General features: G+C 58.8%; 18 protein-coding genes and 1 tRNA gene. 12 read left to right on the top strand and 7 right to left on the bottom strand.

The window, feature by feature from the left end; all coding sequences use genetic code 11:
* Positions 1-182 precede the first annotated feature (182 nt).
* The 4 genes from FS819_RS01710 (at position 183) to FS819_RS01725 (ending at position 4272) form a co-directional block, all read left to right on the top strand.
* Positions 183-1253: a polyamine ABC transporter substrate-binding protein gene (locus FS819_RS01710; protein ID WP_156548835.1), complete on the top strand. Its 1071-nt coding sequence runs from the start codon at positions 183-185 to the stop codon at positions 1251-1253.
* Between the two features lie 99 nt (positions 1254-1352).
* Positions 1353-2501 (top strand): ABC transporter ATP-binding protein, encoded by a 1149-nt coding sequence (locus tag FS819_RS01715; RefSeq protein ID WP_156548596.1) that lies wholly within the window; start codon positions 1353-1355, stop codon positions 2499-2501.
* A gap of 4 nt (positions 2502-2505) precedes the next feature.
* A complete protein-coding gene (locus tag FS819_RS01720; RefSeq protein WP_234624764.1) occupies positions 2506-3447 on the top strand; it encodes an ABC transporter permease subunit in 942 nt (313 codons plus the stop codon).
* Between the two features lie 9 nt (positions 3448-3456).
* On the top strand, positions 3457-4272 hold the full coding sequence (locus FS819_RS01725) for an ABC transporter permease (RefSeq protein WP_060719219.1): 816 nt from the start codon (positions 3457-3459) through the stop codon (positions 4270-4272).
* Between the two features lie 9 nt (positions 4273-4281).
* Here FS819_RS01725 and FS819_RS01730 read toward each other — a convergent pair whose 3' ends face one another.
* Both FS819_RS01730 and FS819_RS01735 read right to left on the bottom strand, forming a co-directional pair.
* A complete protein-coding gene (locus tag FS819_RS01730) occupies positions 4282-6177 on the bottom strand; it encodes an AsmA family protein (protein WP_156548595.1) in 1896 nt (631 codons plus the stop codon).
* A 219-nt stretch (positions 6178-6396) separates the two neighbouring features.
* Positions 6397-10590, bottom strand: coding sequence for an ATP-binding protein (locus tag FS819_RS01735; protein WP_197434200.1), 4194 nt, complete (start codon positions 10588-10590; stop codon positions 6397-6399).
* 233 nt (positions 10591-10823) lie between these two features.
* On the opposite strand from FS819_RS01735, the gene FS819_RS01740 reads away from it, so the two are divergent.
* Both FS819_RS01740 and FS819_RS01745 read left to right on the top strand, forming a co-directional pair.
* Complete coding sequence (locus FS819_RS01740) at positions 10824-11273, top strand: phasin (protein ID WP_015915010.1); 450 nt, start codon at positions 10824-10826, stop codon at positions 11271-11273.
* A gap of 165 nt (positions 11274-11438) precedes the next feature.
* A tRNA-His gene (locus tag FS819_RS01745) sits at positions 11439-11515 on the top strand.
* A 107-nt stretch (positions 11516-11622) separates the two neighbouring features.
* Here the strand turns inward: FS819_RS01745 and FS819_RS01750 are convergent.
* Together FS819_RS01750 and FS819_RS01755 are read right to left on the bottom strand one after the other, a co-directional pair.
* A complete protein-coding gene (locus tag FS819_RS01750) occupies positions 11623-11955 on the bottom strand; it encodes a hypothetical protein (protein WP_156548594.1) in 333 nt (110 codons plus the stop codon).
* A gap of 197 nt (positions 11956-12152) precedes the next feature.
* Entirely contained in the window at positions 12153-12821 is a 669-nt protein-coding gene (locus tag FS819_RS01755) for a HupE/UreJ family protein (RefSeq protein WP_156548593.1), read from the bottom strand.
* 294 nt (positions 12822-13115) lie between these two features.
* Here FS819_RS01755 and FS819_RS01760 point away from each other — a divergent pair, with 294 nt between their 5' ends.
* Genes FS819_RS01760 through FS819_RS01770 form a run of 3 tightly spaced genes read left to right on the top strand, consistent with a single transcriptional unit; the run spans position 13116 to position 15132 of the window.
* The gene (locus FS819_RS01760; protein WP_015915012.1) at positions 13116-13724 is read left to right on the top strand and encodes a HupE/UreJ family protein; all 609 of its coding nucleotides are present in this window, start codon (positions 13116-13118) and stop codon (positions 13722-13724) included.
* Positions 13724-14515: a hypothetical protein gene (locus FS819_RS01765; RefSeq protein WP_156548592.1), complete on the top strand. Its 792-nt coding sequence runs from the start codon at positions 13724-13726 to the stop codon at positions 14513-14515. Before FS819_RS01760 ends, FS819_RS01765 begins: the two co-directional genes overlap by 1 nt.
* Positions 14512-15132: a DUF1007 family protein gene (locus FS819_RS01770; RefSeq protein WP_156548591.1), complete on the top strand. Its 621-nt coding sequence runs from the start codon at positions 14512-14514 to the stop codon at positions 15130-15132. Before FS819_RS01765 ends, FS819_RS01770 begins: the two co-directional genes overlap by 4 nt.
* A gap of 9 nt (positions 15133-15141) precedes the next feature.
* Here FS819_RS01770 and FS819_RS01775 read toward each other — a convergent pair whose 3' ends face one another.
* A complete protein-coding gene (locus tag FS819_RS01775; protein WP_156548590.1) occupies positions 15142-15570 on the bottom strand; it encodes an OsmC family protein in 429 nt (142 codons plus the stop codon).
* Positions 15571-15584: 14 nt separating this feature from the next.
* Complete coding sequence (locus FS819_RS01780; RefSeq protein ID WP_156531462.1) at positions 15585-16466, bottom strand: LysR family transcriptional regulator; 882 nt, start codon at positions 16464-16466, stop codon at positions 15585-15587.
* A gap of 103 nt (positions 16467-16569) precedes the next feature.
* Between FS819_RS01780 and FS819_RS01785 the strand changes: the two genes are divergently transcribed.
* The 3 genes from FS819_RS01785 to FS819_RS01795 all read left to right on the top strand — a co-directional run bounded on the left by FS819_RS01785 (position 16570) and on the right by FS819_RS01795 (position 19483).
* Complete coding sequence (locus FS819_RS01785; protein ID WP_156548589.1) at positions 16570-18066, top strand: CoA-acylating methylmalonate-semialdehyde dehydrogenase; 1497 nt, start codon at positions 16570-16572, stop codon at positions 18064-18066.
* 255 nt (positions 18067-18321) lie between these two features.
* The gene (gene rirA, locus FS819_RS01790; RefSeq protein ID WP_015915017.1) at positions 18322-18792 is read left to right on the top strand and encodes an iron-responsive transcriptional regulator RirA; all 471 of its coding nucleotides are present in this window, start codon (positions 18322-18324) and stop codon (positions 18790-18792) included.
* Between the two features lie 145 nt (positions 18793-18937).
* Entirely contained in the window at positions 18938-19483 is a 546-nt protein-coding gene (locus FS819_RS01795; RefSeq protein ID WP_156548588.1) for a gluconokinase, read from the top strand.
* A 16-nt stretch (positions 19484-19499) separates the two neighbouring features.
* Here the strand turns inward: FS819_RS01795 and FS819_RS01800 are convergent, their stop codons facing one another.
* Entirely contained in the window at positions 19500-20237 is a 738-nt protein-coding gene (locus tag FS819_RS01800) for a CDP-diacylglycerol diphosphatase (RefSeq protein WP_156548586.1), read from the bottom strand.
* Positions 20238-20283 lie beyond the last annotated feature (46 nt).

The raw sequence follows: 20283 nt of genomic DNA on the forward strand, positions 1-20283 counted from the left end.
CCCGCCGGTACATTGTGCGCTGCTTTGCTGTGATGCGGAAAATTACGCTTGTCGAGCGCATATTTCCTTTCTAGTCTGGCGAAAAATAATGGGAACGACGGGCCTTATCCCCCAATGGCCTGGATACAGGAGACGTGATGACATCCACCGGGATTCGCTTTGCTGCCGCCGCCTTTGCGGCCATGTCCATCACCGCTTCGGCGGGCGCGCTGCCTGCCGGTGCTGCCGAACGGGAAGTGCATGTCTACAATTGGTCGGATTATATCGATCCGCAGATTCTCGAGGATTTCACCAAGGAAACCGGCATCAAAGTCGTCTATGACGTCTTCGACAACAACGACCTGTTGGAAACCAAGCTTTTGGCCGGTGGCTCTGGCTATGATGTGGTGGTGCCGACCGGTCCGTTCCTGGCGCGCCAGATCCAGGCGGGCGTGTTCCAGAAGCTCGACAAGTCGAAACTGCCGAATCTTGCCAATATGTGGCCGATGGTCATGGAGCGGCTAGCCAATTACGATCCCGGCAACCAATATGCCGTCAACTATATGTGGGGCACGACCGGCATTGGCTACAATGTCAAGAAGATCAAGGCGATCTTCGGAGATGACGTCAAGGTCGATAGCTGGGACTTCATCTTCAAGCCGGAAAACGCCAAGAAGCTCAAGCAATGCGGCTTGAACATCCTCGATGCCTCGGATGAAACCTTCGCGATTGCCATGAACTACATCGGCAAACCGGCTGACAGCAAGAAAACAGCCGATCTGGAAGCAGGCGCCAAGGTCTACCAGGCGATCCGGCCCAGTGCCAAGACCTTCAACTCCTCCTCCTACCTGAATGATCTCGCCAATGGCGATATCTGCGCCACCATCGGCTGGTCCGGCGATGTGATCCAGGCCAAGAAGCGGGCGGAAGAGGCCAAGAACGGCGTGGAAATCGCCTATGTGATCCCCAAGGAAGGAACCTATATGTGGTTCGACAACCTGGCGATCCCGGCTGATGCCAAGAATGTCGAGGAAGCCCATGCCTTCATCAATTACCTTATGAAGCCTGAGGTAATCGCCAAGGCATCTGATTTCGTCTCCTATGCCAATGGCAATCTCGCCTCGCAAAAAATGGTCAGCGCCGATGTGCTCAACAATCCCTCCGTCTATCCCGACGAGGCGACTATGAAGCGGCTGTTCACCATCTCGCCTTACGATCCCAAATCGCAGCGCGTCCTGAACCGGCTCTGGACCCAGGTCAAGACCGGCAAGTAAACGAGATGAAGCGGGGCAGAAATGCCCCGTTTTCTATTTGAGACGCGCACAACAGACCGTACAGGCCTTGGCAAACAAGGCAGGCGGGGAAGGGGACCGATGGCGAAGACTCTGGGGCCGGTAAAACGCAAATTCGCACCTTGGACGGAGCGGGGGCAAATGCCCTTCATCCGGTTTGAAAATGTCACTAAACGCTTTGGGCCGTTCACGGCAGTCGATAACCTTACCCTGAACATCTACGAGCGGGAGTTTTTCTCGCTGCTTGGGCCATCTGGCTGCGGCAAGACCACGCTGATGCGGATGCTGGCCGGTTTCGAGGAGCCGACCGAGGGTCGCATCCTGTTGCAGGGCCGCGATCTGGCCGGCGTGCCGCCCTATCGCCGCCCGACCAATATGATGTTCCAGTCCTACGCGCTGTTTCCGCATATGTCGGTGGAAAAGAACATCGCCTTTGGCCTGGAGCAGGACAATCTGCCCAAGGGTGAAATAAAGGCGCGGGTCGAGGAAATGTTGAAACTGGTCAAGCTGGAGGAGTTTGCCAGGCGAAAGCCAGGCCAGCTTTCCGGCGGCCAGCGCCAGCGTGTCGCCTTGGCCCGCTCACTGGCCAAACGCCCGAAAGTGCTGCTGCTGGACGAGCCGCTCGGCGCGCTGGACCGCAAGCTGCGTGAGGAAACCCAGTTCGAGCTGATGGATATCCAGACCGAGCTTGGCCTGACCTTCCTGATCGTTACCCATGACCAGGAAGAGGCGATGACGGTGTCTGACCGGATTGCGGTCATGGACAAGGGCGAAATCGTCCAGGTGGCGACGCCCGCCGAAATCTATGAGGCGCCGAATTGCCGTTACGTGGCGGATTTCATTGGCGATATCAATATCGTTGAGGGACGGTTGCTGCGAAGTGATAGTGCGGGCGGCCCTGTGGCCATTGCCTGTGACGGCTTCACCTGCCTGGTGGATCAGCCCTGCGATCTCGCTGACGGTGCCGAGGTTGCCTTTGCCATCCGCCCGGAAAAGGTTCGTATCTCCATCGACCCGCCCGCCGATACCAACGTCAATGCGCTTTCCGGTGAGGTCTGGGATATCGGCTATCTCGGCGATTTTTCGGTATTTATCATCCGGCGCGAGGATGGTTTCACGTTCCGGGCGGCACAGGCCAATGTCTCGCGCCTGGTAGACCGGCCGATTACATTCGGCGATCAGGTCTGGTTTTCCTGGACGCCGGATGCCGGCCTGTTGTTGACGAGGTAGCGCCATGGCCGAGCCCGCAACCCTTCCACAAGCCGTTCCTCCGGCACTTCCCCCAGCGCTTTCCAAGGCAAGCCGGGCTCGCTGGCTGATTGTTGTCCTCCCCTATCTATGGCTGGGTTTGTTCTTCCTGGCGCCGTTCTTCATCATCGTGAAGATCGCGCTGTCGGATACGGCCATCGCAATGCCGCCCTATACGCCGGTTTTCCAAGGTTTTTCGCAGCTGGGCGATTTTCTGTCGCAGCTGGATTTCGAGAATTTCCAGATCCTCGGTGAAGATCCGCTCTATATCGAATCCTATCTGTCTTCGCTGAGGATCGCGGCGATTTCCACCCTGCTGCTGCTGTTGATCGGCTACCCGATGGCGCTGGCCATGGCCCGCGCCAAGGCGGAACTGCGCCCAACCCTTGTGATGATGGTCATCCTGCCGTTCTGGACCTCATTCCTGATCCGCGTCTATGCATGGATCGGCATCTTGAAGCCGGAAGGGCTTTTGACGCTGCTGCTGCAAAGCCTGCATATCTACGGTCCAGACCAGCAGGTGCATATCTACCAGACCGATATCGCGGTGTTCATCGGCATCGTCTATTCCTACCTGCCCTTCATGGTCCTGCCGCTCTATTCGGCTCTGGAGAAGATGGATGGCAGCCTGCTGGAAGCGGCAAGCGATCTCGGTTGCCCGCCGATGACCGCCTTTTGGCGGATTACCTTTCCGCTGTCCCTGCCGGGGGTGATTGCCGGATCGATGATCTGCTTCATTCCGATCACAGGCGAATTCGTCATTCCAGACCTGCTGGGTGGCGCCGACACGCTGATGATCGGCAAGACCATGTGGACGGAGTTTTTCGGCAATCGGGACTGGCCCGTCGCCTCCGCCGTCGCCATCGTGCTGCTGCTTCTGCTGGTGGTGCCGATCATGATTTTCCAGAACCAGCAAAGCAAAGTGTGAGGGACCGTGATGAAATCTGGCCGTTTCGATCCCGTTTTTCTCACGTTCGGTTTCGCTTTTCTCTATGTGCCGATCCTGATCCTGGTGATCTTCTCGTTCAACGCGTCGAAGCTGGTGACGGTCTGGGGCGGGTTCTCCCTGCGCTGGTACCAGGAGATCTGGCAGAATGACAGCCTGATGGATGCCGCCTGGGTCACGCTCCGGGTTGGCGTCATCTCGGCCAGCCTCGGCACCGTGCTTGGCACCATGGCGGCGCTGGCGCTGGTGCGCTTCGGGCGGTTTCGTGGCCGCATGCTGTTTTCCGGCATGGTCTATGCGCCGCTGGTCATGCCTGACGTCATCACCGGCCTGTCGCTGCTTTTGCTGTTCGTTGCGCTGAATGTCGATCGCGGGTTGATGACCATTACGCTGGCCCATACCAGCTTCACCATGTGCTATGTGGCCATCGTCGTGCAATCGCGGCTGGTGACGTTTGATCGCAGCCTGGAAGAGGCGGCGCTTGATCTCGGTTGCCCGCCGGTCAAGACCTTTTTCCGCATCACCCTGCCGCTGATCCTGCCCGCCGTGGTCTCCGGCTGGATGCTGGCCTTTACCCTGTCGCTGGACGATCTGGTGATTGCCAGCTTTACCACCGGGCCGGGCGCGACGACCCTGCCCATCAAGATCTATTCGCAGGTGCGGTTGGGTGTGACGCCGGAAATCAACGCGGTCTGCACCATATTGATCGCCGTCGTGACGCTTGGCGTCATTATCGCATCCATTGGCACCAAGCGGCGGGAGTTGCAGCGCCAGCGCGATGAGCACATTGCAGCCGCCGGGCGGTGATGTGAACGATCAAGGCCGGGCTGGTGACAGGATCAGATCCGGCCAGGAGCCGCCGATGAACATCCGCAGTGGCGCAAAATTGCCAGCGGCATCACTGGCGCTGCTGGCATAGGCGGTGCCGGGGCGGACTTCCGTCGAGAGAGCCAGTCCCTTGAAATTATAGGGAATGACACCGGAAAAAGAGGAGGACTGCACACTGCCCAGCAGATCACCCTTGCCAATATTGATACTGCCATCATCAAGCGTTGCTGACACAGTCAGGCTGTCAAATGGCAATTCACCCGTGCCAGCATCCTGCAATCGGAAAAACTTCTGCTCCGCTGCCTTGCGCCGGATGCCCTCTGGGTTGACGCCGGTGATCCGGCCCGGTCCGGCGCTGAGGTCCAATGTGCCGGTAATATCCGCCGCGCGGGTTTCCCACAGCGCCCGGTTGGTCGCGGCTGACAGTGTCAGGGAGCCTGACCCGAGCGGCAGGGGGCCATTCAGCGCCAGCTTGCCTTCGATATCGGAAAGATCGGCATTGGTCAGCGACAGATCGAGATGGCCACCTTCGTCAAAGCCGCCATTGCGGCCTTCGAGATGGGCAATCAATGTTCCTTCGGCCAGTGTGCTGTCGGCAATGTCGAAAACCACGGTGCCATCGGTGGCCAGAATGCTGGCACCCATATCGGTAAGGGTGAAGGGCGCATAGGTCGCTTTGCGGGCCGACAAGGTCAGATCGAATTCCAGCCAGTCCAGCAGGCCCGTTTTTCCACTATTGGCACCGGTATCGGGTGTCGAAAGTGAAAATGCACCGAGAAACGTTGGAATATCCATCTGCTCGAAGGCTAGCGTGCCGCTCAGTTTCGGCTTGCCGCTTTTCGCTTGGGCCATTTCCATCAGGCCGGTGGCGCTTGTGTCGTTGGCGGTAAAGGACAGGCTGTCCAGCCTGATCTTGTCAGTCTCCGCCGTCACCGTGGCCTTGACGGAGACCGTGTGCAGCGCTTCCGTGCCCGGCAGTGCGGCACCCGTCCAGGCAAGAAGTCCAGGCACATTGGAAATCGCTAGGCTGAGCTGGCCTGAGGCAAAACGGGCGGGCGCAAGCCCGGTCGTGCCGCTGAAACTGCCCTTCAAGGTCGGTGCGGTCAGCGAAAAATCCGCCTGCCCAACCCCGCCGCCCAGCAGGATCAAGGGCTGGGTGGAGGCAAAATCCAGCTGGGTGGCCACGCCGCCGATGATCATATTGGCGTTGCCGATCGCGGGTGCCGACATCACTGGCCAGAACAGATGGGAAAAGATGCTGTCGATCACCACCCGGCGCTGTAACGGTTGATCCTCGATATCGATCCGGCCATTCTCAATGGTGATCGATCCGATCCGGGCATCATAGGCCTTGTCGAGGCTCTGTCCGCCCTTGGTACTCTCCTGGACATGAGAGATGGCATCGGAGAGCAAGCCCTGTCCCGCCCAATCGAGATGGCCTTGCGCATTGCGCCGCATGTAGATGTGGGGTCGGCTGAGATGGAAATCGTCAAAGACCGGGTTGCCCATCGCCGCATGCACCAGTCCGAACGACGCCGACAGCAGGTCGATATGGGCAAGAACGCGCTTGGCATTGCCATCCGTCCCACCAGGTTGAGTGTCGTCACGGTCGGTAATCGTCACATTGGGCAGGGTGATGCGGGGTTCCGGCCAGAATTGCAGGCTGGGTGTGCCTGCTATCTCCACGTCATGGCCGCTCCAGCGGCTGATGGCCTTTTCGATACTGCCGCGCACCAGACTGCTGGAAACGATATAAGGCGCTGCCAGCCGGGATGCGACAAAAACGCAAAGCGCAACCGCAATGACAGCAATCGCCGCGCGGGCCAGCCGGGGACCGTGCCAACGCCTGGGTCCAGACCATTTCCGTTTTGAACCGAGCGTCACATCAGGCCTTTCACATTCGGTGCGAAGAGTATGTCCACTGCCGCCGTTTCGATACAGCAAAGGGTTTTGCCTGGCAATTTGTTCAGGCTTTTACGCTGGATCTAGAGTTTGTCAGGGAAAAGTGAAACCCGGTTTTCCCTGATAGAGGACGCAGAAATGACAGCTCGCGGCGAAACGCTGCGCATCATTTGACCGCCTCGAATCGGGAGACCATGCCGATCATCCCGCCAGAACCCTCGGAGAGGGGAAGGTGATTTCCACCAGCGTACCTTCGTTCGGTGTCGATTGGATGGCAAAGCTGGCGCGGTTGGCATCCACCATCGCCTTGGTCAGCGGTAATCCGAGACCGGTGCCGTCGCCACGCAGCCGGGCGCCGCCGGGAGACACTTGCCGGAACGGCTTCATGGCCTGCTCCAGTTCCGCCCGCGTCATGCCGATCCCGGTATCGCGAATCCGCAGGGTTACGCTGCCATTCGGCTCGTAATTGGTGGAGACGATGATCTGCCCACCTGAAGGCGTGAACCGGATGGCGTTCGACAGAATGTTGAGGACGATCTGCTTGATCGACCGCATGTCAGCCACAACATTCGGCACCGATTGCGACAGCGCCGTGCGGATGATCACCCGTTGGCCGTTTGCCTGCGGCTGGACGATGGCGACGGCTTCCGACACCGTCTCGTTCAAGCCGACCGCGATGAAGTCGAGATCCATTTCGCCCGCCTCGATCTTGGAAATATCCAGGAGATCGTTGACGATATCCAGCACATGTCGGCCGGAACGGCCGATATCGGCGGCATATTCAGCGTAGCGCCCATGGCCAATCGGCCCGAAGCGCTCATCCGCCATGATATCGGCAAAGCCGATAATCGCATTCAGCGGCGTGCGGATTTCATGGCTGACCCGTGCCAGGAAGTCGGTCTTGTGGGCATTGGCGGTTTCTGCGGCGCGTTTGGCGCTGCGCAATTCCTCTTCGGTGCGCTTCCACTGGGTAATGTCGCGGATGACAGCACAAAAGCCGTTGGAAGAGGAAAGCCGACCAATGGTCATGAACAGCGGGATGAAGCCGCCGGACGATTCCCGGCCGATCACTTCGCGTCCATCGTTGAGCACGCTGGCCACGCCATGGCCGGTCAGCCCACCGAGATAATCGAGGATCGCCCTCTGGCTCTCATGGGCAAACAGCGTAACGAACGGCTTACCGCGAATATCGTCTTCGTCATAGTTGAACAGCGCGCTGGCCGCGCCGTTTACCGAGCGGATTTCGCCGTCGGTGCTGATGGTCACCACGCCATCGGTTGCCGTTTCCAGGATGGAGCGCAATTCCTCCACCTCAATGCGCAGGCCGGTATGCTCCACTGCATCGAGCCGGGTCGGATGGTCCAATCCAGGCTGTGAACCGTCACCGGCATCGGAAACCGGACGAAGAGTATGGTCCGCTCCGGGCGTCTCGGCAGGCTTTGCCGGAGCCTGCGGCACCAGCGCCAGCAGCAAGGCGCTGGCCTCTTCCCAGCGGATCGATTGCAGCCGCGCCGAGACCGGCACCAGCGCATCATCGGCCCTGACCACAACGAGCCTGCCATCACGACGCGCGTCGTCCGTTCCAGGCTGATTGTCTTGCGGATTGTCGCCTTGCACCACGTCGTCACGCTGTAAAAGCACGTCCAGCCCACCTGCCTGAGCCAATGCGCCGAGATCGGCATAGCCGGTCAGCGCCAGAAATTCCGGATTGGCATGGATCAGGGTATCACCGCGATGAGCGAGCAACGCCACGGGCAGCATGTCCAGCACATCAGGCGAAAACACCACATCGCGCGGCGGGCGTGGCAGGAGAGCGCCAGGCACGGATGCGACCGGCAGGATCATCTCGTCCGCAGCGCTTTTTCCATCCTCCGTGACATCGTTCGTATTGGCGGAAACTTCGTCACCAGCGGAGGGGGTGGGGAATTCGACGACGGTCTCAGCGGGAGAGTCCTCTTCCTGGTCAGAAACGACGCCAGCCAGATCGTCGCCGTCTTCGGCGCTTGTTGACTCGTCAATTACCTCGTCAATGACCTCTTCACTGGCCTGCGATGCCGATAGATCGGTGTCTGGATCTGGTTTTGTGTTGTCATTCTCAGGCAGGCTGTCGCGCTCGGCACGTGGCGAAGGCACTGTTGTATCCGTCGCCTCGGGTGTCGCATGGTCTGCGTCGGCATCTGCTGCGTCAACAGGGGATGGGTTTTGGTCTTCTGCAGCGGGTTTGTCGTCGCGCCCAGTGTCGTTAGGTCTCTTTTTGGGCGATAGATCGCGGCTGCCGTCAGCGGATTTTGCACCGAGTGCGTCCAGTCTGCGGGCAATTTCCTGAAAGGTCGCATGTTCAGCGGGGCTCAAGCCTTCGCGGCCGAAATTGCGGGGCTTGAGTTGAACGATATTTTCCGCCTGCGGAAGGGGGGCCGGAGCGCTGATGATCAAGGCCGGAACCTCTTGCCGTTCCGCCACCTGTTCTTCCACCCGTTCTGGCACAGGGATGGTATCAGCGTTCTCGACCTCTGCCGGAGCGGCGACATCATTCCGCATGTCTTGCTGAGGATCGGCTTGCGCCACTTGCTCGGCCGTGCTGGCCTGATCAAGGGGGGCGCTTAAGGTCAGTCCGACCTTGTCGATATCTTCGATGCAATCGGCCAGCCGCACGACGCCAAAGCCTCGGAAGCCATCAAAATCGCGATTGCGGGTGTAGGTCGGCAAGGCGGCCAGATCGACCGGCACTTTCAAGCTGGTGCCTTCAATCGGCCAATAGATCGTCTTGCCGGACCAGGTATCGCGCTTTTTCAGCAATTCGACGATCTTGCCATCGGGATCGAGATTGAACAGGGCGGCGAGATCGGCAAAGGTCTGGCCTTCGATGGCCGCCGACCGCGGGCCGACCGCCTTGGCAAATTCCGGTGAGACTTCACTGAAACAGCCGAGTGCATCGACCTTCCAAACGAACCGCGCCGCCCGCATGGTTGGAGCGAAGGCGAAATCCTGCTGGGTGGTTTCCTGTTGCCCTGCGGCCTGTTCGCTGACGGTTTCCGGCAGTTCTGGCGTCTCTTCCGCAGAATGCGAGGCTGGCTCCGTTTCGCCCTCTTCGTCCTGCTCAAAAGCATCCGCGCTGGATGCGGTTGTCTCGGCTTCACTCTCGTCAGGCTGGTCAGCGGGGTCAGTGATGGCCTCGGGCTTTGTGGTTTCCTCCAGGCGGGCATCGTCCTCGGCTTCGATCTCATCCTGTTCGACATCGGGATGGAGATCGGAATCCGGCAGATCCGTGCTGGCTTGATGATCCTCGGTCAACGTCGCGTCGGACGTCGCGGGCTGTTCCGCTTCAGCGGGGCTTTCCTCAGGAACGGACAGTTCTTCAGGCGCGGGCTCGTCTTCAGGCAGGGGCTTGTCTTCAGCATGATCGTCCGGCTGCGGGCTCATCGCATCCGCCTGAGACAGGTCTTCCGGCTCAGGTTCCAACTCGTGAATGCTGCCCAGGGCTTCGACCACATCCTCGAACGTCTCCGTCGATCTGGTTTCTTCGGGCTTGGCGTCCTCAGGCTTGCCCTCTTCAACCTCGACAGCGATTGTATCCGCGGCTGGAAAAGTCTCGGATGGGGGAGGCTCAGAAAGATGGGTCTCAACAGCGGCCACGGCGGGCTCTATCGAAACCTGCGGTTCGTGGACCTGTGGCGACGTTACGGAAGCCGGGGTGGGTTGTTCCTCAGTAAACCCATCCGACGTATCCAGCGTTCCCAGCAGGGTTTCCACTGCAAACAGCAGGAACATTGCAGGGTCGTCGGCAATTTTGCCCAGCGCAGCGGGCAGGTTGCCGCGCGCGGTCGGAATAGGCCGCTTCATCAGGCCGCCGGGCTGGACTTGCGCCATCTGCACGATGGTTTCGATTGTGCGTGGAGTAATGCCGAGCCGGTCGAAATTGCCGGATGCCCGGATCACCGCGCCCTTGCTGTCCAGAAGAGCCATATGGGTATCAGGGTCCTCGAAGCCGCGCAGCAATGCTTCGCTGCGGGCTGAGGCGTCGCGGTAGCTGACCGGCATGGAAAACAGGATGACCACTTCACCGGGGCGGATCTCCAGCCGTTCCAGCTGCGCTTCAACAGGCACAAGGCGAAAGCCCGAACCGGCCCGCACCACCAACCGGCGCGCTTCGCCCGTCGTTTTCAACTGCCGGGCCATGGCGGCGATCTGCCGGAAGGTGACATCCTGACGCGGCGGCCCCTGGTCGAGAAAATCGTAAACCGAAGCCGTTCCGAAGAAACCCGCTCCGGCGCCATTGGCCCACAGCACCCGTTCCAGATCCGGCGAAAACAGCGCGAGCGCATCTCCACGCGCAAACTTGGCCCTGACCGCGCTATGCACGGCGATATCAATGAAGGGGTATTGGATAGCGGGCATGGTCAACCTGTCGAGCTTTTTCGCCGGCACTGTTCTGAATTAACAGATTTTTAATAACTTCGCACCCCCTCCGGGTCCAGCGAAGAGCGCCTCTATCGCCAAACAGGGTTAATGTGAGTAATTATTTTATTGTGCATCGCAACATAATATTGCAACGCACAATAAGTCTTGCTATATAGCCTCTATCGAAAAACACCGGGCTGCAACGATCAGCCCCTTCCAAGGAGTTCATCATGGCTACCAATTCGAAATCCACCCCTTTCTCTGCCGCTGCCTTCGACCCTGCAAAGATTTCCGACAGCCTGCGCGACTTCACTGAGAAGGGCGCTGCTCAGTCCAAGGAAGCCTATGCTAAGATGAAGACCGCTGCCGAAGACGCCACCAAGACGGTTGAAGCCACCTTGCAGAGCGCCCAGAGCGGCAGCATGGAGCTTGGCCTCAAGGCTATCGACGCCCTGCGCACCAATGCCGAGCTGTCCCTGTCGCACATGGAAGCTCTGATGGGCGTCAAGTCTGTTGCTGAACTGGTTGAATTGCAGACCGCCTTCATCCGCAAGCAGGCTGAAGTCACCGTCGAGCAGGCCAAGGCCATGCAGGAAACCGTCAAGAAGGTTGCCGAAACCGTGGCAAAGCCCGGCAAGGAAGCCGCTGAAAAGGCAATGTCCAGCTTCAAGGTCTCCTGATCTTTCCGGTCACATATTGATGAAGATGAGAGGGTCGGTTCGTCCGGCCCTTTTTATTGCCGTTGCGGCCAGTGATCTGTAAATAAATGGGGAAGCGCAAAAAGGGGCTTGAAAAATTCTCCCACGCCCCGTATGTGACCCCTCGAAAGCGCTAGCGCTTGATGTGCGGTTGTAGCTCAGTTGGTTAGAGCGCAGGTTTGTGGCACCTGAGGTCGGAGGTTCGAGACCCCCCAACCGTACCATTTTCCTTTTAGGAAATCAGTCACTTAGTGTATGCCGGAAAATTGGCATTACTTTCTGATTTGAGGATATATAGGTCTTTGCGAAATAATCGGTGTCGGCAAGTTTGTTATCTCTCACAGATTTCAATGAGAGTTCGAATCATTGGCCCCACGGCGTCTTCCGTCAACGCCCTTGGATTTAGGTTGATGTAACCGATTACCGCTTGATGGAAGATGCGGTCGTTGATTTTCGCGTTTTGAAGGCATTTGAGGCGACTAGCACGCGCTTTCTCGTTATCGCCGTTAGCCTCGGGGGAAACCAAAAGTAAGTAAGAGTTCAGTGCGCCCCACAGATATCCTCTGGCGTAGTTTTGATCGGACTGTAAAAGCTCTGCACTGGTTAACGCTGATGCAGGTGTCCCTGTTAAGGCAGTCAGTACCACGAAAAAAAACAGCCGCATTTATCACCTTTTTGAATTTGTACACGTTTACGCCTTCATTCATCCAAGTTCATCAGCATTAGCTTAAGATGAGCTTGATGTGAGGAGAGATCGGCGGCACCATGTAAGCTGAAAATAATTCATTCATATTCTAATCTGTAATTAACAAGCTCATCACTGACGTGATGCCCGCCCTCAACGACAGAGTTGCAAAAGCACTACATCTGACCCGTCACCAGATAATACACCCCCGCAATCACGATCAGCCCGCCCAGCGCCCGTACCACAAGGCCGTTATACAGCCGCCCCAACCCGTAGCCGATGGCGATGCCGAGGATGTGGATCATGCCGGTGGCGACGACGAAGCCGACAGTGTAGGCGGCGGGGTCGGTGGCGTTAGGGGCCATTTTGCCATGGGGATAGCCATGGAACAGCGCAAACAGTGCGATGATCGCCAGGGAGGCGAATTCGGGGGCTTTCCAGTTGGCGGCGATGGCAGCGCCCAGCGCCAGTAGCGAGAGCGCTATGCCGCCTGAAATCACCGGGTCGGGAATGTCGGCCAACATACCAATCACGCCGCCGATGCACATGATCAGCGGGAAGGTGGCGGGCAGGGTCCAGACGGAGCGGCCCCCCATCTGCGCGCCCCAGAGACCGACCGCCAGCATGGCCAGGAAGTGATCGGCGCCCAGCAGTGGATGCTCGAACCCGCTGCCGAAGCCGCCCATGGGGCCACCCAGAACATGGGCAAAGGCCGGTGCGGCGCTGCCTGCAAAACCCAGGAATGTGACGGCCAGGCGTAGGGGTAACCCGTTGATTGTGCTGGAACGGTTCAGAAAATACCCTTGGAAATGGTCCGGGATTCTCCTTGGATGAAATGGGGTCATTGTCGCTTTGCCCTTGCCGCTTTTCTCGAGGACTTTTGGGGAAGCCCGTTTTTTGGAAGCCCGTTTATAGGAAGATGGGCCTATAGCTGTAAAATATGGGGTATAAGTGACGACCTGGGCGCTGACAACGTGCTGCTGTTATCGTCGAAGCTTTCTTTCTGGCTTGATCAGGTGCAAACAGGTTCCATGCATTTCGCGACCACAATTTGGTCGCAGAAACAGTCTGCATAAGGTGGCAGCCAAGGCAGAGCAGGACAGAGCAGCAGCACAGCCATTCAATTCGGGAGATCGGATATGCAGGAAAACTTTAAACGTCAGATCGTCGGGGCGGGGCGGCTTGCTGCTGTCGCAGCCCTTGTCGCCTTGATGCCGGGCATGGCCGAGGCGCATATCGTCCAGGGCGGTGCCGGTGGGTTCCTGCAAGGCTTCGAGCATCCCCTGTCGGGTGCCGATCATCTTCTGGCGATGTTTTCCGTCGGTCTCTGGGGCGCGCAACTGGGCGGCCGCAATGTCTGGGCGCTGCCAATCACCTTTCCGCTGATCATGGTCCTGGGTGGCATTCTCGGCATTGCCGGTGTGCCGTTGCCAGCGATTGAAACCGGCATTGCGCTCTCCATCGTCGTGCTGGGTGCCGCGATTGCGCTGGTCTGGCGGCCGCCGGAATGGCTGGCGCTGACGGTCATCGGCCTGTTTGCCATCTGCCATGGTTATGCCCACGGCGCCGAATTGCCAATTGCCGCCGATCCCGCCGATTTTGCCATCGGCTTCGTGATTGCCACCGGCCTGATCCATCTTGCTGGTATTGCCGTTGGGCTTGGTGTGTCGCGGGCCTTGGGCGAGCGCATGGTTCGTATTCCCGGCGGGCTGATCGCCATCGGCGGCCTTTATTTCCTTGTGACCTGATGGCAAAGCCGGGCACGCCCCTTGCTGGTCATCTGACGACGGGTCTAGCCCTTGTGGTGCTGCTCGGAGCAATTGGGATAGGCGCGTCTGCAGTGTGGACCTGGCTTGACCAGGAGACGCTGGACCATTGGCTGCTATCGACCACGTTTACCATTGAACGCCTGCTGCCCTTGATCGGCACAGGCTTCATTCTGGGGCAATTGCCGAGACGGCGATTGCCGCTGGCTCTACTGGTGCTGGCGGCAGGCTTTGTCGCCGGTTTTGTCTGGCGCGATATGTGGATGCAGCTTCTGGCGCCTTTGCCCGCAGCGCCCAGCCATTTCTTTCTGGTTGGCCCCTTGGCCTGTCTGTTGGCGGGCGCAATTCTGGTCTTACCATTGCCGCTGCGGCTCTGGTCCGGTCTGGCGCTGTTGCCGGTGCTTGGGATCGCTCTTTCGCTGGCGATCTCTTTTTCCGATCCAAGCCTGCATGACCGGCTCTATCTGCCCTTGGCGCTGTCTGCCGCGCTTTGGCTGTTGCTGGTGTCCGGTCTTGTCGCTGGTATCGTCACCGCTGCCTGGACCAGGATTGCCTCGCGGGTTTATGGCAGCTGGTTGCTTGCCATCGGCATGCTGTACGGCGGTGCTTACATGGCCTCGAAACAGACCACACTCACCCCGCCGCCCTTCGCGGAGCCTCCTGCTGCCAGCGATGATTTTTCAGGTTTTGAGCCTCTGTTCAAATCCCTGGACCGCTATGGTCCCCAGAGACCGGTGCTGGGGCCGGATGTGGGTGAGGGGAGGTTGCCATGAGCCGTTTGCCACTTGCCTTTCGCCGGAAGACCGCGCTTGCAGCCACGCTGGCGCTCTGTCTGCTGCCTGCTTCTCCCGTGCTGGCGCATCCCGACATCGCCATCACGCTGAGGGTGCTTTTCGACATGCATCATGGGGTGTTGACGGGGGTCGGCGAAAGCTGGTCCTTCGATGCGGCCTATAGCCGTGTTCTGCTGGATCGCTATGACCGGGACCGCAATAGCCAGTTTACCGCCGAGGAGGCCTCGGCCCTGCGCGACAAGCTGATTGCCGATCTTGGCCGCAAGCGGTTTTTCACGGAATTGTCTGTGGATGGCAGGCAGGCGGCGCGGTTGCAGCCGGTGGGCTTTACCGCTGAGATCCATGGGACTGTCGTGACTGTCACCTTCGCTTTCAGCCTGGCCGGACCGGTGGACCTGCGCGGCAAAAGCCTCGACCTGGAGGTCAAGGACAAGGATTATGTCGCCGCTTTCCGCCTGGCCGAGGCCGGTGGGCTTCAGATTCGCGGTGATGGTGGCCAGTGCCGGACCAGTCGCGCCCCAAACCCGGCCCATGCCTATTTCGCCGGTCTGGTCGTGCCGGAGCGGATAACCCTGACCTGCGATGCTCCCTTATAAAGAACCAGTTTAATCCAGCACTGTGGTCACAAATTCCGGGCTGCCGGAAAGGGTGTTGCTGACGGTGCAGATCTCATGCTCGGCCCGGTCGGCAATCGCCTTGCGGGTCTCGGCGTCAATCTCGCCCTGGATGGTCAGGGTGATGTCGAAACGCTCAACCCGAGACAGGCCGTCTTTTGCCTTTTCTCCGGTGACGGAGGCGGTAATGCCGGTAATCTTGTCCATCACCCCCATCTCGCTGGCGGCAAGGCGCGCGCTGATCGTCAGGCAACCGGCCAGCGAGGCGTAGAGCAGGTCCAGCGGGTTGAAGCCCGGTTGTGACGGGCCGGTGACGATGGCCAGCTCACCGCCGGTGGCCGAGGTGATCTGCGGAAAACCGGTGCGGCCGATTACGGCGGTGGCGCCCACCGGGCGGGCTTTCATCTTGATCTCGGCCATGATGCTTATCCTGGTTATAAAAAGATACCGCGATCCTGATCGACCCGCTCGCGTAAGTAATCCACCACGGTGCGAATGCGGGCCAGATCGCGCAGGCTTTCATGATAGGTGGTCCAATAGGCGCGGTGCAAGGTGATGTCGGGCAGAATGCGGACCAGATCGTGATGCTGTCGCGCGATGTAGCTGTGCAAAATACCAACGCCAGCCCCTGCCAGCACCGCTTCCGTCTGGCCGATGGCGGAGGAAATCTCAAAGCTGGCGTTCCAGTTGCGCATGATTTCGCCGGTAAAATTCAGCGATGGCGTGAAGATCAGATCTTCCACATAGCCAATGCGGTGATGATCCTTGAGGGCCTCCACCGTCTCCGGCAACCCGTGGCGCTCAATATACTGGCGGGAGGCGTAAAGCGCCAAGCTGTAATCGGTCAGATGCGCCGAGACGAGGCGGCCCTGATCGGGCCGCTCCAGCGTCACGGCAATATCGGCCTCGCGTTGTGACAGCGAAAACGAGCGTGGCACCGGCACCAGCTGGATTTTCAATTCCGGGTGCCGCTCAATCAAATCCCCCAGCTTGGAGGCCAGAAAAAACACGCCAAACCCATCGGGCGCGCCAATGCGCACCGTGCCTGCCACCTTGGCATCGGTGCGGCCAAGGCGGGCTTGGGCTTCCAGCATTTCGGTTTCCATCCGCTCGGCGGAGGTGAGGAACGTCTCGCCTTCAGCGGTCAGTTCGCAGCCATTGGTGCGGCGAATGAACAGCCGTGTTTTCAGCGCATCTTCCAGCGCCGTCAAGCGGCGTGAGAGCGTGGCGTGGTTCAGCCCCAACCGTTTTGAGGCGGCCAGAATTTGTCCGGTGCGGGCAATGGCCAGAAAAATGCGAACGTCATCCCAATTCATAGTAACATCCATTTATGCACAACGGATGCGTAAATCATCGCGTTGCGTTGTGCAAATTAAAGCGCGATAGTGGCCTATCAAAAAACACTCAGGAGGATCACCCATGTATCAGATCGGGCATTTTATTGGCGGTAAGGCCGTGGCTGGAACCTCTGGCCGCAAGCAGCCGATTTTCAACCCTGCCACGGGTGAAGTGCAGGGCGAAATCGCGCTGGCCAGCGCGGACGAGCTGAATGCAGCGGTGGAAAACGCCAAGGCCGCCCAGCCGAAATGGGCTGCCACCAATCCGCAGCGCCGCGCTCGCGTGTTCATGAAGTTCGTCGAACTGCTCAACACCCATATGGACGAGCTGGCCGAAATGCTATCGCGCGAGCATGGCAAGACCATTGAAGACGCCAAGGGCGATATCGTCCGTGGCCTGGAAGTCTGTGAATTCGTTATCGGCATTCCGCACCTGTCGAAGAGCGAGTTTACCGAAGGCGCTGGCCCCAACATTGATATGTATTCCATCCGTCAGGCCGTGGGCATTGGCGCTGGCATTACCCCGTTCAATTTCCCGGCGATGATTCCCATGTGGATGTTTGCCCCTGCCATTGCTTGCGGCAACGCCTTCATCTTGAAGCCTTCTGAGCGTGATCCATCCGTGCCGATGCGTCTGGCCGAATTGATGATTGAAGCAGGCCTGCCTGCTGGCATTCTCAATGTGGTCAATGGTGACAAAGCCGCCGTTGATGGCCTTCTGAGCCATCCTGATATTGGCGCGATTTCCTTCGTTGGCTCCACGCCAATTGCCCGCTACGTCTATGGCACGGCTGCTGCAAACGGCAAGCGCGCCCAGTGCTTTGGCGGTGCCAAGAACCACATGATCATCATGCCCGATGCCGATCTGGATCAGGCCGCAAACGCTCTGATGGGCGCAGGCTATGGTTCGGCTGGCGAGCGCTGCATGGCCATTTCGGTTGCCGTTCCGGTTGGCGAAGAAACCGCAGATCGGCTGATTGCCAAGCTCACCCCGATGATTGAAAGCCTGCGCATTGGCCCTTATACCGATGACAAGGCCGATATGGGGCCTGTCATCACCAAGGAAGCCCGCGAACGCATTCTGGGCCTGATTGACAGCGGCGTCGAAGCCGGGGCCAAGCTGGTGGTCGATGGCCGTGATTTCAAGCTTCAGGGCTATGAAAACGGCAATTTCATCGGCGGCTGCCTGTTCGATAACGTCACGACCGACATGGACATCTACAAGACCGAGATTTTTGGCCCCGTTCTCTCCGTGGTGCGCGCCAAGAACTATGAGGAAGCCCTCGATCTGCCGATGAAGCATGAATATGGCAATGGCGTTGCCATCTACACCCGCGACGGCGATGCGGCGCGCGATTTCGCCAGCCGCATCAATATCGGCATGGTCGGCATCAATGTTCCGATTCCGGTGCCGCTGGCCTATCACTCCTTCGGCGGCTGGAAGGCTTCTTCCTTCGGCGACCTCAACCAGCATGGCACCGACTCGATCAAATTCTGGACCCGCACCAAGACCGTCACCAGCCGCTGGCCTTCAGGAATTAAAGACGGTGCTGAATTTGTCATGCCGACGATGAAGTGATGACGTAAGACGTCGCACCAAAAATTATCACCAAGGCGGGTCCCCAACGGCCCGCCTTTTTTCGTGATAAAAAGCCAGGATCGACACTTCATGCATGAAAATCTTTTCTGGAGAAACACACTCAAAAAATGTTAATTTGGAATTGTTCAAAAGTACAAAGTCCATTATATATGCCGATATGGACGGACAAATTTGGCGCTTTGCCAAGGGCCGCCGAGCGGCTATGATTCGCTGGACCAGCTTAAGGAGTGGCGCATGCGCTTGACGAAGCAGACCAATTACGCGGTACGCATTCTGATGTATTGCGCGGCGAACAAGGACCACCTGAGCCGTATCCCGGAAATTGCCAAGGCCTATGGCGTCTCCGAACTCTTCCTGTTCAAAATCCTTCAGCCGCTCAACAAGGCGGGTCTGGTGGAAACCGTGCGTGGCCGCAATGGCGGCGTGCGCCTGGGCCGTGCGCCTGAAAAGATCAGCCTGTTTGACGTGGTCAAGGTGACGGAAGACAGCTTTGCGATGGCTGAATGCTTCGAGGACGATGGCGAGGTCGATTGCCCGTTGATCGACAGCTGCGGCCTGAATTCGGCGCTGCGCAAGGCGCTCAACGCTTTCTTCGCGGTGCTGGCGGAATATTCCATTGACGATCTGGTCAAGGCTCGCCCGCAGATCAACTTTCTGCTGGGTATCGAGGATCTGCCCCGTCTGGCGGCTGCACCGGCTGCCTGAACCTGTTTTGCAAGAAGAATATGACAGCGCCCTGGCCTCCGGTCCGGGCGTTTTTCGTTTGTGGAGAGGCTTGGATGAAGCGGTTGACCGATGGCGGCAATACGCTACTTGAAGGTAAGTGACGTATCCGCCGGGAGAAATCAGCATGACCGCCCATCAGACAGCCGACACCGTTCCTACCAGACCTTGGGCGATCATCGTCATGGGGGTCAGCGGCTGCGGCAAAAGTTCGATTGGCGAAGGCTTGGCGAAAAAGCTTGGTGTCCCTTTCCTGGAAGGAGACAGCCTGCATCCCGCCGCCAATGTCGCGAAAATGGCCAAGGGCTCACCGCTGACTGACCAGGACCGTTGGCCCTGGTTGCAAGCGATCGGCGATAAAATGGCCGCCGCCTTGCGGGAGGGCCAGACCATTATCGTGTCCTGCTCGTCGTTGAAGAAAAGCTATCGCGACCTGTTGCGCGAGGCGACTGGCAATCGCACCGCGTTCATTTATCTGGAAGGCTCGAAAGAGCTGCTGACCCGCCGCATGGGTGAACGCACCGGACATTTCATGCCGGTCAGCCTGCTGGAAAGCCAGCTTGCGACACTGGAAAGCCCGAAAGATGAGCCTTGTGTGGTGACAGTTGATATTGATCGCAGCATCGACGCCATTGTTGATGCCGCAGCAGTCGGGCTGTCGGAGCTGGAATAACAATGATTTGCGGTGATCAGACCGGATCGATCCGGCAGCTGTGATCCTGCACATCTTCACCGCCGGAAAACCCGATGGTCGCGGCAGGTGCGACATCGGTGAGAATGATGAAGCCTGGGCCAGTGGCGAAACTGGCGCCAACCACCACCAGATTGTGGCTTGCCATCTCCGTTGACGGGTCTTGCAGGGTCTTCGCCAGCGCCAGAAACGGATTGTAACCAGCCAGCGTATCACCCTCGACTTTCATGGCGATGAAATGGTGTCCGGCCACCTCCGCCGGCAAGGGTGCCCAGTCGGTGCCGATCTCATTGGCCATCTTGGTCAAAAGCGCATGGGCATCCGGGCTGAGGCAATCGATATGGATATGCGGCTGATTCTGTGAGCGAGCATCCTGCGCGTTGACCGCCAGGCTGAGCGCGTCGCGCGCCAAGGGATGCGGCAGCTTGGCATTGACGGCGGCCCGTTCATTCCAGGCATCGGCAAAGAAATTCGGCGTCTTGTCATCCAGCAGGGCAGGGCTTTCGATGCCGGTGATCTTGTCGGTCGGGATCAGCAGATGCTGCGCCACGCCACGTTGGTCCTTCAGCAGAGCATAATGTTCGCCGGTATTGACGCGGACGCAAGGCGCAGTGGCGACGACACATTTGTCATGGACGATCTTCCACAGCGCATCGGGATCGGCATGGGCAATCGCGCTGGCGGCAAGCAAGCCAATGAGACCAAGGGCGATGGAGGAAAGTGGGCGGCTGGTCATGATGATCCCTAAGCGTGTCACTGGTTTCAAGCACCCGACTGTAAAG

The organism is Allorhizobium sp. Av2 (assembly GCF_021462805.2).
Classification (GTDB): domain Bacteria; phylum Pseudomonadota; class Alphaproteobacteria; order Rhizobiales; family Rhizobiaceae; genus Allorhizobium; species Allorhizobium vitis_G.

Coding starts and splice junctions, on each gene's coding strand:
- FS819_RS01710 (WP_156548835.1), top strand. CDS start 183: ATGTCCATCACCGCTTCGGCGGGCGCGCTGCCTGCCGGTGCTGCCGAA.
- FS819_RS01715 (WP_156548596.1), top strand. CDS start 1,353: ATGGCGAAGACTCTGGGGCCGGTAAAACGCAAATTCGCACCTTGGACG.
- FS819_RS01720 (WP_234624764.1), top strand. CDS start 2,506: ATGGCCGAGCCCGCAACCCTTCCACAAGCCGTTCCTCCGGCACTTCCC.
- FS819_RS01725 (WP_060719219.1), top strand. CDS start 3,457: ATGAAATCTGGCCGTTTCGATCCCGTTTTTCTCACGTTCGGTTTCGCT.
- FS819_RS01735 (WP_197434200.1), bottom strand. CDS start 10,590: ATGCCCGCTATCCAATACCCCTTCATTGATATCGCCGTGCATAGCGCG.
- FS819_RS01740 (WP_015915010.1), top strand. CDS start 10,824: ATGGCTACCAATTCGAAATCCACCCCTTTCTCTGCCGCTGCCTTCGAC.
- FS819_RS01750 (WP_156548594.1), bottom strand. CDS start 11,955: ATGCGGCTGTTTTTTTTCGTGGTACTGACTGCCTTAACAGGGACACCT.
- FS819_RS01755 (WP_156548593.1), bottom strand. CDS start 12,821: ATGACCCCATTTCATCCAAGGAGAATCCCGGACCATTTCCAAGGGTAT.
- FS819_RS01760 (WP_015915012.1), top strand. CDS start 13,116: ATGCAGGAAAACTTTAAACGTCAGATCGTCGGGGCGGGGCGGCTTGCT.
- FS819_RS01765 (WP_156548592.1), top strand. CDS start 13,724: ATGGCAAAGCCGGGCACGCCCCTTGCTGGTCATCTGACGACGGGTCTA.
- FS819_RS01770 (WP_156548591.1), top strand. CDS start 14,512: ATGAGCCGTTTGCCACTTGCCTTTCGCCGGAAGACCGCGCTTGCAGCC.
- FS819_RS01775 (WP_156548590.1), bottom strand. CDS start 15,570: ATGGCCGAGATCAAGATGAAAGCCCGCCCGGTGGGCGCCACCGCCGTA.
- FS819_RS01780 (WP_156531462.1), bottom strand. CDS start 16,466: ATGAATTGGGATGACGTTCGCATTTTTCTGGCCATTGCCCGCACCGGA.
- FS819_RS01785 (WP_156548589.1), top strand. CDS start 16,570: ATGTATCAGATCGGGCATTTTATTGGCGGTAAGGCCGTGGCTGGAACC.
- rirA (WP_015915017.1), top strand. CDS start 18,322: ATGCGCTTGACGAAGCAGACCAATTACGCGGTACGCATTCTGATGTAT.
- FS819_RS01795 (WP_156548588.1), top strand. CDS start 18,938: ATGACCGCCCATCAGACAGCCGACACCGTTCCTACCAGACCTTGGGCG.
- FS819_RS01800 (WP_156548586.1), bottom strand. CDS start 20,237: ATGACCAGCCGCCCACTTTCCTCCATCGCCCTTGGTCTCATTGGCTTG.